Source organism: Ferruginibacter sp. SUN002, from assembly GCF_050611725.1.
Lineage (GTDB): Bacteria > Bacteroidota > Bacteroidia > Chitinophagales > Chitinophagaceae > Ferruginibacter.
The window spans coordinates 2,103,055-2,116,719 of record NZ_JBODJB010000001.1; the positions used below are offsets into that span (position 1 = coordinate 2,103,055).

12 protein-coding genes are annotated in these 13,665 nt (G+C 37.2%); 2 read left to right on the forward strand and 10 right to left on the reverse strand.

The features are described from left to right. Positions 1-107: 107 nt before the first annotated feature. Positions 108-1,436 carry an adenosylhomocysteinase gene (gene ahcY / locus ACQ33O_RS09450; protein ID WP_430995328.1) on the reverse strand — a complete coding sequence of 443 codons (1,329 nt, stop codon included), beginning with the start codon at positions 1,434-1,436 and terminating at the stop codon, positions 108-110. A 120-nt stretch (positions 1,437-1,556) separates the two neighbouring features. Here ahcY and ACQ33O_RS09455 point away from each other — a divergent pair, with 120 nt between their 5' ends. Continuing rightward, positions 1,557-2,057 carry an Lrp/AsnC family transcriptional regulator gene (locus ACQ33O_RS09455; RefSeq protein WP_430995329.1) on the forward strand — a complete coding sequence of 167 codons (501 nt, stop codon included), beginning with the start codon at positions 1,557-1,559 and terminating at the stop codon, positions 2,055-2,057. Positions 2,058-2,221: 164 nt separating this feature from the next. On the opposite strand, the gene ACQ33O_RS09460 is transcribed toward ACQ33O_RS09455, so the two are convergent. From ACQ33O_RS09460 to ACQ33O_RS09475, 4 genes are all read right to left on the reverse strand, one after another. After that, positions 2,222-4,663, reverse strand: coding sequence for a TonB-dependent receptor domain-containing protein (locus tag ACQ33O_RS09460; protein ID WP_430995330.1), 2,442 nt, complete (start codon positions 4,661-4,663; stop codon positions 2,222-2,224). Positions 4,664-4,792: 129 nt separating this feature from the next. Beyond that, positions 4,793-5,302: a GNAT family N-acetyltransferase gene (locus ACQ33O_RS09465; protein ID WP_430995331.1), complete on the reverse strand. Its 510-nt coding sequence runs from the start codon at positions 5,300-5,302 to the stop codon at positions 4,793-4,795. Between the two features lie 6 nt (positions 5,303-5,308). Beyond that, positions 5,309-5,803, reverse strand: coding sequence for a hypothetical protein (locus ACQ33O_RS09470; protein WP_430995332.1), 495 nt, complete (start codon positions 5,801-5,803; stop codon positions 5,309-5,311). Positions 5,804-5,853: 50 nt separating this feature from the next. Further along, positions 5,854-8,574: a valine--tRNA ligase gene (locus ACQ33O_RS09475; RefSeq protein WP_430995333.1), complete on the reverse strand. Its 2,721-nt coding sequence runs from the start codon at positions 8,572-8,574 to the stop codon at positions 5,854-5,856. A 210-nt stretch (positions 8,575-8,784) separates the two neighbouring features. On the opposite strand from ACQ33O_RS09475, the gene ACQ33O_RS09480 reads away from it, so the two are divergent. Next, on the forward strand, positions 8,785-9,768 hold the full coding sequence (locus tag ACQ33O_RS09480; protein WP_430995334.1) for a cation diffusion facilitator family transporter: 984 nt from the start codon (positions 8,785-8,787) through the stop codon (positions 9,766-9,768). Positions 9,769-9,770: 2 nt separating this feature from the next. Here the strand turns inward: ACQ33O_RS09480 and ACQ33O_RS09485 are convergent, their stop codons facing one another. From ACQ33O_RS09485 to ACQ33O_RS09505, 5 genes are all read right to left on the reverse strand, one after another. Continuing rightward, positions 9,771-10,076 carry a DUF1330 domain-containing protein gene (locus ACQ33O_RS09485; RefSeq protein WP_430995335.1) on the reverse strand — a complete coding sequence of 102 codons (306 nt, stop codon included), beginning with the start codon at positions 10,074-10,076 and terminating at the stop codon, positions 9,771-9,773. Positions 10,077-10,085: 9 nt separating this feature from the next. Beyond that, positions 10,086-10,586 (reverse strand): hypothetical protein, encoded by a 501-nt coding sequence (locus ACQ33O_RS09490; RefSeq protein ID WP_430995336.1) that lies wholly within the window; start codon positions 10,584-10,586, stop codon positions 10,086-10,088. A 204-nt stretch (positions 10,587-10,790) separates the two neighbouring features. Continuing rightward, entirely contained in the window at positions 10,791-11,903 is a 1,113-nt protein-coding gene (locus ACQ33O_RS09495; protein ID WP_430995337.1) for a DUF2911 domain-containing protein, read from the reverse strand. 159 nt (positions 11,904-12,062) lie between these two features. Then, the gene (locus tag ACQ33O_RS09500) at positions 12,063-12,281 is read right to left on the reverse strand and encodes a hypothetical protein (RefSeq protein ID WP_430995338.1); all 219 of its coding nucleotides are present in this window, start codon (positions 12,279-12,281) and stop codon (positions 12,063-12,065) included. A gap of 135 nt (positions 12,282-12,416) precedes the next feature. Next, positions 12,417-13,616, reverse strand: coding sequence for a DUF3570 domain-containing protein (locus ACQ33O_RS09505; RefSeq protein ID WP_430995339.1), 1,200 nt, complete (start codon positions 13,614-13,616; stop codon positions 12,417-12,419). Positions 13,617-13,665 lie beyond the last annotated feature (49 nt).

Consider the following 13,665-nt stretch of genomic DNA (forward strand, 5'->3'; position numbering starts at 1 on the left):
ACAAGAGTGCGACGCCACCGCAGCCCAATATTACCACAACACCTCGTCCCATAAAAATAAAAAGGCCCCACAAAGTGGGGCTCTCTATTATAACGCTTTTGCAAATATTAATAACGGTAAGCATCAGTTTTGTACGGGCCTTCTTTTGGAATGCCTAAGTACGCACTTTGCTCTGGAGTTAATTCATCTAATCTAACACCGATTTTTTCAAGGTGCAAACGAGCAACTTTTTCGTCTAAGTGTTTAGGAAGAACGTAAACCTTGTTTTCGTATTTTTCACCTTTGGTCCACAATTCAATTTGAGCCAAGGTTTGGTTAGTGAAAGAGTTACTCATCACAAATGATGGGTGGCCTGTAGCACAACCTAAGTTCACTAAACGACCTTCAGCTAAAACGATCACATCTTTACCATCAATCGTATAAAGATCAACTTGTGGTTTGATGGTGTTTTTAGTATTACCATAGTTAGCGTTCAACCATGCCATATCAATTTCAATATCAAAGTGACCGATGTTACAAACGATCGCTTTATCTTTCATTACACGGAAATGTTTTTCAGTGATCAGGTCTCTACAACCTGATGCAGTAACGATGATATCCGCTTCTTTAACCGCTTCGATCATTGGTTTAACTTCAAAACCATCCATTGCAGCTTGTAATGCACAGATAGGATCAATTTCAGTAACAATAACACGGCAACCGGCACCTTGTAATGAAGCAGCAGAACCTTTACCTACGTCACCGTAAGAACCTACTACCGCAACTTTACCAGCCATCATCACATCAGTAGCACGACGGATCGCATCTACCAATGATTCTTTACAACCGTATTTGTTATCGAATTTAGATTTAGTTACTGAATCGTTTACGTTGATAGCAGGAATAGGCAACGTACCTTTTTCCATTCTTTCGTATAAACGGTGAACACCTGTAGTAGTTTCTTCAGATAAACCTTTAACGTGTTGGATCAATTCAGGGTAAGTATCAAAAACCATATTAGTTAAATCACCACCATCATCAAGGATCATGTTCAACGGACGGTCTGCACCACCGAAGAATAAAGTTTGTTCGATACACCAGTCAGCTTCCGCTTGTGTTTGTCCTTTCCATGCAAATACACCAATACCTGCAGCAGCGATAGCAGCAGCAGCCTGATCTTGTGTAGAGAAGATATTACATGAGCTCCATTTAACTTCTGCACCTAATGCAACTAACGTTTCGATCAATACAGCTGTTTGGATGGTCATGTGTAAACAACCTGCAATACGTGCACCTTTCAATGGTTGGCTCGGTCCGTATTCTTTACGGATTGCCATTAAGCCCGGCATTTCTGCTTCGGCTAAAGTGATTTCTTTACGGCCCCATTCGGCAAGGCTGATATCGGCTACCTTATATTTAAGGCTGAAGTCGATGTCGGTTTTAGTTATTGTTGACATATTTGATTTTTTTTAGACCACAAAAGTACAGTTTTACAGTGTAATTTTCTGTATCTTGTAGTAAATTTGGAATATTGTTACAGTTTTCAATCGATTTACAGAATAAAATAGCAGTTTACTATGCCTAAAGCAACTCAAAAAGAAAATTTAGCTACCACAACATTTGTACCAGACGCAAAAGATCTGGCCATATTGAAAATGTTGCAGGAAAATGCCCGTGTAACGGTGAAGGAAATTTCTGCAGCGATACATTTAAGCACCACACCGGTGCATGAGCGTATCAAGCGGATGGAAGATGCGGGGGTGATCAAACAGTATGTTACTATAGTAGATAGAAATGCGGTGAATAAAGGATTGATGATCATTTGTTATGTCTCTTTAAAAGAGCATAGTAAGAATGCAGGAAATAAATTCATCAAGACCATTCATGAACTGAATGAAGTGGTGGAGTGCTTCAGTATTTCGGGTGAATTTGATTTTTTATTGAAAGTGATGTGTGCGGATATGAATGCGTATTACAATTTTCACGTAAATAAATTATCGCCGATTGAGAACATGGGGCATGTGCAGAGTGTGTTTGTGATGGGGGAGGTGAAGAATACGCAGCAGCTTGTTTTTTAATTAGCAAATATGAAAATGTGCAAATGTGCAGATGTGCAAATAGTGGAGTCGTTTGAGTTTAACATTAAAACAGCTTATACACTTGCCGTATATAAGCTGTTTTAAATCACAATCAAAACTAACAAATCTTCATTGGCATATTTGCACATTTGCTTATTTGCACATTATCCCTTGATCCTTCCTTTCTCTGCATCCAACCCAGTCTCTCTTTGTCTTGAGCTTTTAATTTGTGAACTACCAAAACGATAGTTGAAATTGATACGGAATGTTTGACTTTCATATGTTCCACGGCCTTTTAACTGTAATCCGCCGAAATTGTTGCTGATCCTCCAGGGAGATTCGGTTGCAAAAATATCAGTAACACTTAATTTGATTGAACCTCTTTTTTGCAATATTGTTTTTTGAATACCGAAGTCAACATCCGCTTGTGATTCTGCTCTGCCAGTGGCTCCCCAGTTAGTAGGACTGCTCCACCAACCACTCATTTCTGCATTGTAGCCTTTTCCTAAATTAAAGCTTTGTGTTGAGTACACACCAAAATGCGGAACAGACTGATGTACTTTTTTACCGTTTGCTATACCATCGAAGATATAAGTGTTATGCCAGAATTCTAAGTAGCCGTTCCACCATTTTGTAAGTTGCAAAGGAGAGGAAATGTGCCAGCTTAAAATTTGTTGCGTTGCTAAATTTTGAACCTGCAAAAATGTTGAATTCTTATTAGTAGTGTCCAATATTTCTGTTGCATAATCTTTTACATGACTATACGAAAAGTCTGTAGATAATTTGCCTGCAAAAATGTGTTTGATCTGTACATTGTTGGTGTACTGTGGACGAAGGAATGCATTTCCTTTTTGATAAGTCAATTCATCTAACTTGTTTTCAAAAGGATTCAGGTCCTGATAACTTGGTCTGTCGATACGTCTGCTGTAAGAAAGACTGAAATTATTCTTATCATTCAATTTATAACTGATGGCAGCACTTGGGAAAAGATCTGTATAGCTTCTTTTTACATTGTTGTCACTTTGGAAAACACCATCCGCTCTTGTAAGTTCGCCGTTGCTATTGGTTTGTTCTACACGAAGCCCACCCTGAAAATCAATTTTTGAACTGAACTGACGTTGGTATGTAATATAGGCAGCGTTGATATTTTCTTTGTATTTAAAGCTATTGCTTTTGTCCAGCACTTTTGTATCTACACCATTGATCACATTATAAAAATCAAATGCATTTTTTGTTATCACATAAGATGATTTTACGCCGTAACCAACTTTGCCTTTCCATGCTTTTTGCTCAACATCCGCTTTTAAAGAATAGATATCAATGTCTATCGGAGTGCGGTTTCTGTAAATAGCCTGTGATATAACATTGTTGTTTACATCGTAATAGGTATTTGGTTGAAAACTGTTGCTTCTTGCTCTGAATAAACCATAGTCTGCATCAACATTGATCTCTTTACCTGTTGTATCGGTATAACGATAATTGGTGTTGAAATTGGCATTCAGATTTGTTTGCGGAACCGTATTCTTAGCAATCAGCGTTTGTGTCAATTCTTTTGTTGGTGCATAGTAAATAGGCGTGGTGCTTGAACTGCTCCAGTCACGTGAGCCTGCACTCACATTGGCCATGAAGCCGAATGTATTTTTCTTATCGATGAAATAATCGAAACCAGCTTTAGCATTGATATTATTGTTATTGCCCACTTGTTTGCTGCTCATGTCAAACAAAGAGTCATTTTGTGTTCTTGCCAACCACATTTTTTGAATTCTGTCGCCAATATTGCCACTAACATTACTGAAGATGTTGATCTTTTTATCACGATAATTAAGTGAAACAGCAGCATTGCCTTTAGGTGTTAATCCTTGAATATAACCTAGAGATGCGTTTCCGTTAGTGCCATATTTTTTATTCTTTTTTAGACGTATATTAATGATACCGGCATTACCTGCCGCATCATATTTTGCACTCGGGTTAGTGATCATTTCAATGGCTTCCATATCGCTGCTGGTGATACCTTTCAGATATTCCGATACCATTTTCTCATCCATTTGCAACATTTTACCATCTACATATATTTTAACACCGTTCTTTCCGTTCATGCTGATCTTATCATCGTTGCTCACTTGTACACCCGGACTTTTCTTCAGCATTTCCAAGGCATTGCTACCTGTTGCAGTGATGCTGCTCTCTACATTAAAAATGGTTTTATCCGCTTTTATCTCAATAATGGGCTTTTTTGCAGTAACAACTACCTCCTGTAATTTTTTGACAGCGATGGTTAGTTTTACGGTGGGTAGCTGGGTTTCTTTGTCATCGGCTATAGTAAATTTTGGTGAGTAGGTTTTCTCAAATCCGGAGCTTGAATAGGCTAAAAGGTATTCGCCGGGAGTAGAGGTAGGGAACCTGAATTCTCCGTTTATATCTGTTATCTCTACTTTTACCAGACTGCTATCGGCAGCATTAAGCAAGGAAACGGTTACAAACTGTAGTGGTTTGTTTTGAGCATCGGTAACTTTTCCGCTTACAGATGTTTTAGATATATTATTGGCATATAATGATATACAGCCAATAATTAAAAAATTAATTGAAGTTAAAAATATCTTTTTCATTATTATTATATTTTAAAGTACAGGACAAAAGTAGGTACTTTGTAAAACATAGTACATTATTTTGTATAGGTGGTAAAGAAAAGGGACAAATGGTTAGAAAAGGGGAAAATGAAAAGTAGTCTTAGTAAATTAAAAGTCTAATGTCATGATATAATCATCCATGTAAAAATTATGACCAAGATCGAGTAATTCTTCCCGGGAAATGATAAAGCCTATCTTTTGGTAAAAACCAACGGCTTTGTTGTAGCGATTTACATTCAATTCTAATTGAGTAGCTCCGGCCGGTTTTATATCATTGATGATATAATCAACCAGCGACCTGCCGGTACCTTTGGTTTGGTTGCCGACAGAAACATATAGTTTATGTAAACGATAAATACTTGTTGAGGCAATATTATTCATCACTTTTGGGGCATACGAGGCATAACCAATGGGGCTGCCATTATCGTATGCCATAATAAAGTTATGTCCATGGTTTAGTATTTGATTAGAGAGCGATCTTTCGCTGTACATCAACTCAAGCATGTAGTCAATTTGTTCTGAGGAGATGACATCTTTGTAAGCTATTGGCCAAATAGATCTTGCCAATGCATTAATGACCGGAACCGCTTCAAGGCCGACTTTGTTGATGCTAAGCATAAGAAGTTACTGAATAACGATTTTGATCTCAGGAGCAAAGAAGCGACTTCCGTCCGGAGCAAATGCAATAATATCATAGAAATACAACTCTTCCCCTGTGTGTAAATTCTCGGTGATATTTTCTATCCAAATAGTGGGCAGGGGGGAAGAAGTAAATCTGTCAGCAGATAAAGTGCTTTTTTGTGAGATCTGTTTGGTGGTTTCATCTTCCACAGCTCCCCATTTTGTATAGGCAAACTGGTAGGATGATAATTTATAAGTAACGTTTTTATCGTCGGTTATCCGCAATGGCAATGCAACTACCTGCTTACCTTCAGCGGCAGTAGCTTTAGCATCTTTTCCCGTGAACTTACCGAGATAGCTTTTAACTTTTGTAGGATTAAACTTATTTGGAGCCGGTTTTGTTTTTTTAGGAGTACCCTGAGCAAACAACACTGTACTGCAGAGGGATAGAAATAAAACGGCAATCGTTCGTTGCTTAAAGTGTAAAACTGCTTTCATAATTTACAAATAGGTGATACCAATTTACAGAAAAAAACTGAAGCAAATTGTTAATTTAATGCTGCAAGGCTTTCTTCTATGGTTTTGATCCTGTTTTCAGCATCTTCCATTTTCTTCTGCTCTAATGCAATTACTTCGGGTTTAGCGTTTTGTACAAAACGTTCGTTGCTTAGTTTCTTTTGAACAGATAGCAGAAAACCTTTTTGATGCTCAAGGTCTTTTAACAGATCAGCTTTTAAAGTAGTGCTGTCTAATTGCTTTTCACTTTCGATGTAGAATTTATCTTTTTCAATTGCTACAACAATTGTGTTAGCAACACTGTCATTCACAAAATTGATGGAAGCAGCATTGACCTGTTTTGCAACAATTGCTTCTATTGCTTTGTATGCTTGCGGAGTAGCAGTTTGTATGTGTAGTTGAATTGCTTCTTTAGGTTTCAATTGATTTTTATTTCTTGCATCTCTTAATGTAGAAATAACTTGTTTCAATAATTCACCTTGTGTAAGTAAGTCTGTAGTTGGATGTTGGATGTTGGAAGTTAGTTTAACGCAAAGATCATCTTTCTGATCACCAAGTAAATGATAAATTTCTTCCGAAATAAATGGCATGTATGGATGTAGCAATTGCATCAATTCTTCAAAGAATGAAATGGTTTTATCATACACAACTTTTTCTATCGGTTGTTCAAATCCCGGTTTTACCCATTCTAAATACCAACTACAGAAATCATCCCATATTAAAGAGTAGATCGCTTTTAAAGCTTCACTCAAACGGAATTGTTTCATCAGGTCATCAACTTCTATTTTAACCTGATTCAATCTGTTTTCAAACCAATCTATTGCAAAGTGCTTCTCTTTGCCTTGTTGCCTCATTGCCTCATGGCCTTGTCTTCCTTCCCACATCTTCAGCAACTTCAACGCATTCCATAATTTATTATTGAAATTTCTTCCTTGTTCCAAACTGCTTTCATCAAATAAAAGATCATTTCCTGCAGGTGAGGAGATCATAATGCCAAACCTTACTGCATCTGCACCATATTGATCGATCAAACCTAATAGGTCGGGTGAGTTGCCTAATTGTTTGCTCATTTTTCTGCCTTGTTTATCTCTTACCATACCGGTAAAATAAACATCTTTAAAAGGCAACTGATTTTTAAAAATATAGCCGGCCATTACCATACGGGCAACCCAGAAAAAGATAATGTCTTGTCCGGTTACTAACGTGGTAGTAGGGTAGTAATAATTAACTTCTTTATTATTCGGATCGCTGATGCCTTTGAACACCTCCATCGGCCAGAGCCAAGATGAGAACCAGGTATCGAGGCAATCTTCGTCCTGAGTAAGCTTCAAGCTGCAAGCTTCGAGGGTAGAAGTATCCGGATTTGTAATGCCTTTCCCTTGTAGCTTGAGGCTAGCGGCTTCTAAAGCTGTTGTTGCTACAAAAACATTTCCTTCTTCATCATACCATGCCGGTATTCTTTGTCCCCACCATAATTGTCTTGAAATACACCAGTCTTTAATATTCTCCATCCAATAGCTGTAAGTATTTTTCAACTTAGATGGGTGGAACCTGATCTCATCAGTAGCAACAGATTGAATTGTTTCCGGGTTTTCTGAAATGATCTTTTTCATGTCTAAAAACCACTGCAAGGACAAACGGGGTTCTACTACAGCTCCGGTTCTTTCACTGGTAGCAACGGTTCCGTTATAGTCTTCAATTTTAGCAACCTGATTTAGTTGTGCTATGTCCTCAATAATTATCTTTCTTAACTCATCTCTGTCAATGCCATTGTATTTGGTAATATGTTCCCCCGGATGATCGTCGGATAATTCGGCTGATGTGAATTTACCTTCACTATCTAAAGTGTTGATCACCTTAAGATTGTGCTTTCTGCCTAATTCATCATCGTTCTTATCATGAGCAGGCGTTACTTTCAACGCACCGGTACCAAAATCCAATGCAACGTATTCATCGGTAATGATCGGTATTCTTCTGTTGATCAATGGTACAAAAGCAAACTTGCCGTGTAAATGCGTATAACGTTTATCGTTAGGATTAACGCAAATAGCAGTATCGCCTAAAATAGTTTCGGGTCTTACAGTAGCAACAGTGATGTAATCGGCAATGGTCATGCTGTCTTCATGCTCTCTATCATCATCAATTAAATAATTGATGTAGTATAATTTGCTTTGAACTTCCTTATGTATCACTTCTTCGTCGCTCAAAGCTGTTTTAGCTTTTACGTCCCAGTTGATCATTCTTTTACCACGATAAATGACGCCTTGTTTATGCAATTCAATAAAGACTTTTATTACACTGTCGTAATAGTCTTTATCCATTGTAAAAGAAGTGCGATCCCAATCAAGGCTACATCCTAATTTCTTTAATTGCTGTAAGATAATACCACCATATTTTTCTTTCCATTCCCATGCATATTTTAAAAACTCATCTCTGCTTAGGGAAGATTTTGTAATACCTCTTTCCCTCAACATCTGCACAACTTTTGCTTCAGTAGCAATGCTGGCATGGTCGGTACCCGGCACCCAACAAGCATTCTTACCTTGCATTCTTGCCCTGCGTATCAAAATGTCCTGAATGGTATTGTTCAAACAATGCCCCATGTGCAATACACCAGTAACATTCGGTGGGGGCATAACAATGGTATATGGATCTCTGTCGTCTGGTGTACTGTTGAAGTATCCTTTTTCCATCCAATGTTGATACCATTTTGCTTCTGTTTCAGTAGGGATATAGTTTTTGCTCAGTTCCATTTGCCTCAAAAAGGGGTGTTATTGTTGGTTTATAATGTTTGCAAATGTACGAATTATAGGTGTTTAACCACAAAGAGCACTAAGGTTTTCATAAAGTACTCAAACTATTTTTTGTGGGCTTTATGTGTTTTTCATTGTGTCCTTAGTAGTTAATAACTAAGCTATTGATCACCAAAAATTGCCTATATATTTGTTGCTAAAATCTACGTTTTGCAAAAAAAACTACAGAATTTACGTCTTCAAAAAATAATTGCCATTGTAGCAATTGTATTGTTTATAATGAAAGTTATTGCCTGGTATTTGACACGGTCCGTAGCGATTTTAACAGATGCTCTTGAAAGTATCGTGAATGTTACGGCCGGATTGATCGGTGTATATAGTTTATACATTAGTGCAAAACCAAAAGATAATGATCATCCTTACGGACACGGCAAAGTAGAATTTATTTCTGCCGCCGTTGAAGGAACTTTAATAACTGTTGCAGGCGTTATCATTATTTATGAAGCCATCAATAATTTTATACATCCACATCAGATCAAGCAATTAGATTGGGGAATTATGTTGGTGGCTGCAACGGCAGTCATTAATTATTTGGTCGGTATCATTTGTGTTACAACTGGGAAGAAAAACAATTCGTTGGTTTTGATATCCAGTGGGAAACATTTGCAAACAGATACTTACAGTACACTTGGAATTATAGTTGGATTGATCTTATTATATTTTTTGAAATTCTGGTGGATAGATGGCGTGGTAGCGATCATTTTTGCTTTTATCATCATTTTTACAGGGTATAAAATTGTTCGTACGTCCGTTGCCGGTATTATGGATGAAGCAGATACAGAACTTGTAGAAAAAATGGTGACTTTGCTAAACGCTAACAGGCGAGAAGATTGGATCGATTGTCACAATCTACGCATCATCAAAAATGGTCCTACGCTGCATTTGGATTGCCATCTTACCTTGCCCTGGTATATGAATATGCATGAAGCACATCATGAAATTGATGGCTTATCTAATTTGGTGAAAACCGAGTTCGGAGATTCAATGGAATTGTTTGTACATACCGATGGTTGTCTGGAATTCAGTTGTGCCATCTGTTCTAAACAAAACTGCAATGTTCGTAAACATGCTTTTGAAAGAAAGGTAGACTGGACATTTGAGAACATCACTACCGATAGTAAACATCGGCTGTAATATTATAATGCTTGTCCCTTTATCAATAAAACAGTTTTAATGGATTTCTCTTTCAAGTGTGTAAACTGTTTTCTCTCTTCATCATGCAGGAAATTTTCAAAATCTTTTTCAGTGGCAAATTCTACCAAATGAATTTCATACGGATGATCTGTCTTACTTACAATGATCTCTTTCTCAGTTGGCCTTACTCTTAGTAAAAGTTTACCATTGTATTTTGCGATAATCGGTATGGCAATGTTTTCAAATTCATGGAAACTTTTTTCTTCGCCATCATGCAAATAAATTAGTTGCGTTATATAAATACTCATGCACGCAATTTATAATTTTATTGTCAGACCGAATTTTCCTCCGGAAAAAGCATTGCCTCCGCCAAATTCAAGATTGATACCAGTTTTTGGAGAGAAATAATATCGACCGCCGATTTGAGCGCCAAGCCCGAGTCCTGAATTATGTGAGCCGGGATAACCGTTCGGAGATGACCAAGCATAAAATCCAAGATTCAGACCAGCGTAAAAATCATATTTTCTTGGAATTTTTAATGCAGTATTAAAATGATAGTTCCCGTTTCCGGAAATACCGACAATGCTGTGTCTGTATTTAACTGATTGATATTTTTCGTTGTACGATCTGAAAGAGACTTCGCCACCTATGGTGATGTTTTTGTGTACACTGTGATCTATTCCTATATAAAGTGGAACACCCCATTCTGATAATCCTACGCCGAAATTAATTTGATTTTTACCTACGGGTAATGGGCTTTGGCTATATGAATAACTCAAAACCGATAAAAGTACGATCGCTAAAAATAATTTTTTCATAATGATTAATTTTTGAATGATTATTTTATGTTTAGGTATTGCCTTTATTTCAAGTGGATAAAGAGCTCCACTGTTATTTTTTGTGCTATTTTCATTCTTTACAAGAAGGGTGCCAAAAAAAAATCTACTGCAATATCGCAGTAGATTTTTTTCGTATAACAACGAATATGCCTAATTAAATTTTAAGGTAATTTTTACAATTGATCAATTCACATCTTTGTTATTCTTTAGTTTTTCAATCATAGTTTGTACGTTATTTCTATTTTGTTGATCGGGTACAATCGGTAAAACTTTGTTGGCATATTTCAATGCAGTTTTATAATCGCCGTTAGCTGAATAACCTCTTATCATACCAATGAGAGTTGTAAAATCGTTCGGATTTTTTTTGTAGTTCATTTCAAAAATTTCCAGCGCTTCTTTAGGCTTTTGTTGTTGTAGCAATTTTCTTCCATACTGATGTATTTCCTGTACACTTCCTAAGGGAAATGTTTTTTTCATGAGTGCAAGTGCCTCGTCTGTTCTTCCTAATTTTTCTAAAACCTGCGATTTTGTACTCCACGCAGTAAATGATTTATCGCCGCCGAAAGTTGTGCTTGTAGCAGTGTCTGCCCAAAGTAAGGCCTCGTTTAAATTGGTATTATTTTCTACACACCAGGCTGCCGCCTGATCCCAGCTTTGCCATATGAATCCTTTTTCTGTTCTTAACTCACGACGGAAGGAAGCTATTTGTTCTTTCTTATAATCGACTTCTATTTTAAAAGGGATCATTAGTTTTTCCCATTGCAAGGAAACTGTTGCAGTATTGGTTGTTTCATTTGTAAATTCATATTTAAGCCATTCAACACTTTTATCTAATGCAACGGGTTTTACTTTTACTCTTAATACATCTTCTTCAGGTTTATAATAAAAATGCCCCCATGAAGTAGAGTTGCTTGAAAAGATCAGTGTGCATTCTGCAGGATCGTATGCAATAAAGAAACCATAACGTCCGGCTTTTAATGCTTGGCCCTCAATCGTAACATCTGTACTGAATTCAAAAGTTGTGTTTTCGTTTGAACCTGCACGCCATGGTGCAGCTTTGGAACTACCGAATCCGGGGTCAGTAAATCCAACGGGTACAAGTTCTCCCCATATTTTTCCTTCACGACCTTTTACGCCAGGTCTGTCGTAATGAATCGTTACATCTGTTAATCCAATGCGTTCGCTAACGCTTGCTTTTTTATTACCGCCACTCGGTGCAACTGTTAAAGGAATTTGTGCAAAAGAGATTGCAACAATACATACGGTTGTAATGGCCGTTGTGAATATTTTTTTCATAATTGATTAGTTTGGTATAACAAGCTAATCAACTAATGGATGTTAAAGAAAGTGATTGTGATTTGTGGAAATAAGAAAGGATAGGCGGGGGGTATAATAGATCCCCTTTGAGTAAGTTTCAAACTCAATCAATAAATGCAGGTCGAAAACCGGGTCAGATCATACTCTGGTATCATCGAAGTCAAGATCACGTTGATCGTCTTCTGCCCAATCTCTCAAAGCATCCTTTATCTTTTTTATGAAAGATGAAGGCTCTTTTTCTTTTTTGTTTGTCGAATTCGGATCAAGTTCTTCCTTGATTTTGTCCGTGGTTTGAGTATTGGCATTGCCTTCATTTCCCCCACCGGGGTAGTATATGAAGTGATTGTTGGTCTGCATGTTGTTTCAGATTATATGTTAACAAATGAAATGAAGCAAAGTCGCATTTAAATCTAATAAAAAAAATTCAGGAATGCAATGCGAATAACAATTTTAGAACACTTTCTTGCTTATCATTTTCAGATGAAAATATATCTACCTGAATTTTAAGAACATACTGATGATATCCGATTGTAAATTGTTGGTTCTTTTGTAATGCCCATATCTTAATTCAAATTGTTTGATACCGATCACTTTTTTTAAGGGCGTGAATCTAAAGCCGGCTCCCCAAAAATGGCTGTTGAATTCAGAAAGATCATAATTGCTTGAATAATATACATCTGTGATATTGTGTTGCAGATAAGGAGCAAAATAGTTGATGCTTTGTTGTGCGTAAATACGGTAAAACGGACTAATTGAAAACAGCTGGTTTATTTTTACCGCGGTTTCAAGTTCTGCTGTATGGGCAGTCAGGCCCCAGTTGTCGTAATAAAAACGATAATAAGATCGCAGGATCAAGCGATCGCCTAAAAAATAAGTAGCTCTGGCTGCTATGGGCAACTTAAATCTTGTTGAAGGAAGCAGTTCTGTTTTCATTGACCCATTTCCAAAATACACCCGGTGAAAGGGCATGCTTAAAAAGCCATGTTGGTAAGTGGGCTCAGTTAATAACATTAATTGCAGTCGATCATTGATCACTTGCGAATAGGAGAATAGAGTACTTAAAGTGAGTCTTCCTTTTTTAGGGTATCGGTATTGGTTAGGATAACCCCAAAGGCCTCCTGTTTCAGGCGTTCTTAATTCGTAGGGTAAAATGATTTCCACCCTGTCGGCATAACATTGAGCTTTTATAATGAATTCTTTGTTGTCGTCTTTAGATCTTTTTGTGATGCCGGCACCAAAGCCTATCGATACATAATCCGATTCAATTGAAGTAGATAGATTGAAATTTATTTTCTTTCTTTTGGGTTCGTATTCTACAACATGCTCAAATGAAGGATAAAACCGTAAGTCTTTTGACGAAGCCGAGGAAATGGTTGAGGGGTCTATTTTATCAGAAGATGCGGATGTGTAATAGTCGACACCCATGTTGATATTCCAGTTTCTTTTTCTATTCTTCTTATCGTACTTGTGAAACTTTAATTCAAAGCTGTTAGATAAGTCGGTTAATTTTTCGGTACCAATGCCCCCGGTAACTGCGGAGTTAACACCATCCTGAGAGTAGTAAGAACTCACAAGGTTGATCTCATCTAATGCCAATTTTCTTTTTTTGTATTGAGATGAATCTGCGATCTGTGAAAATGCACTCAGTACACTAATATAAAGACCAACTACTACAAGGCAAATTTTTTTCATGTGTTCTAACAGTAGCTTTTATCCTCCGAATTTTATAAGGTGGTGGTCG

What these genes read in the sequence shown, in the direction of transcription:
- ACQ33O_RS09505 (WP_430995339.1), bottom strand. Translation starts at nt 13,616, where the DNA reads ATGAAAAAAATTTGCCTTGTAGTAGTTGGTCTTTATATTAGTGTACTG.
- ACQ33O_RS09485 (WP_430995335.1), bottom strand. Translation starts at nt 10,076, where the DNA reads ATGAGTATTTATATAACGCAACTAATTTATTTGCATGATGGCGAAGAA.
- ACQ33O_RS09455 (WP_430995329.1), top strand. Translation starts at nt 1,557, where the DNA reads ATGCCTAAAGCAACTCAAAAAGAAAATTTAGCTACCACAACATTTGTA.
- ACQ33O_RS09490 (WP_430995336.1), bottom strand. Translation starts at nt 10,586, where the DNA reads ATGAAAAAATTATTTTTAGCGATCGTACTTTTATCGGTTTTGAGTTAT.
- ACQ33O_RS09500 (WP_430995338.1), bottom strand. Translation starts at nt 12,281, where the DNA reads ATGCAGACCAACAATCACTTCATATACTACCCCGGTGGGGGAAATGAA.
- ACQ33O_RS09495 (WP_430995337.1), bottom strand. Translation starts at nt 11,903, where the DNA reads ATGAAAAAAATATTCACAACGGCCATTACAACCGTATGTATTGTTGCA.
- ahcY (WP_430995328.1), bottom strand. Translation starts at nt 1,436, where the DNA reads ATGTCAACAATAACTAAAACCGACATCGACTTCAGCCTTAAATATAAG.
- ACQ33O_RS09470 (WP_430995332.1), bottom strand. Translation starts at nt 5,803, where the DNA reads ATGAAAGCAGTTTTACACTTTAAGCAACGAACGATTGCCGTTTTATTT.
- ACQ33O_RS09460 (WP_430995330.1), bottom strand. Translation starts at nt 4,663, where the DNA reads ATGAAAAAGATATTTTTAACTTCAATTAATTTTTTAATTATTGGCTGT.
- ACQ33O_RS09475 (WP_430995333.1), bottom strand. Translation starts at nt 8,574, where the DNA reads ATGGAACTGAGCAAAAACTATATCCCTACTGAAACAGAAGCAAAATGG.
- ACQ33O_RS09465 (WP_430995331.1), bottom strand. Translation starts at nt 5,302, where the DNA reads ATGCTTAGCATCAACAAAGTCGGCCTTGAAGCGGTTCCGGTCATTAAT.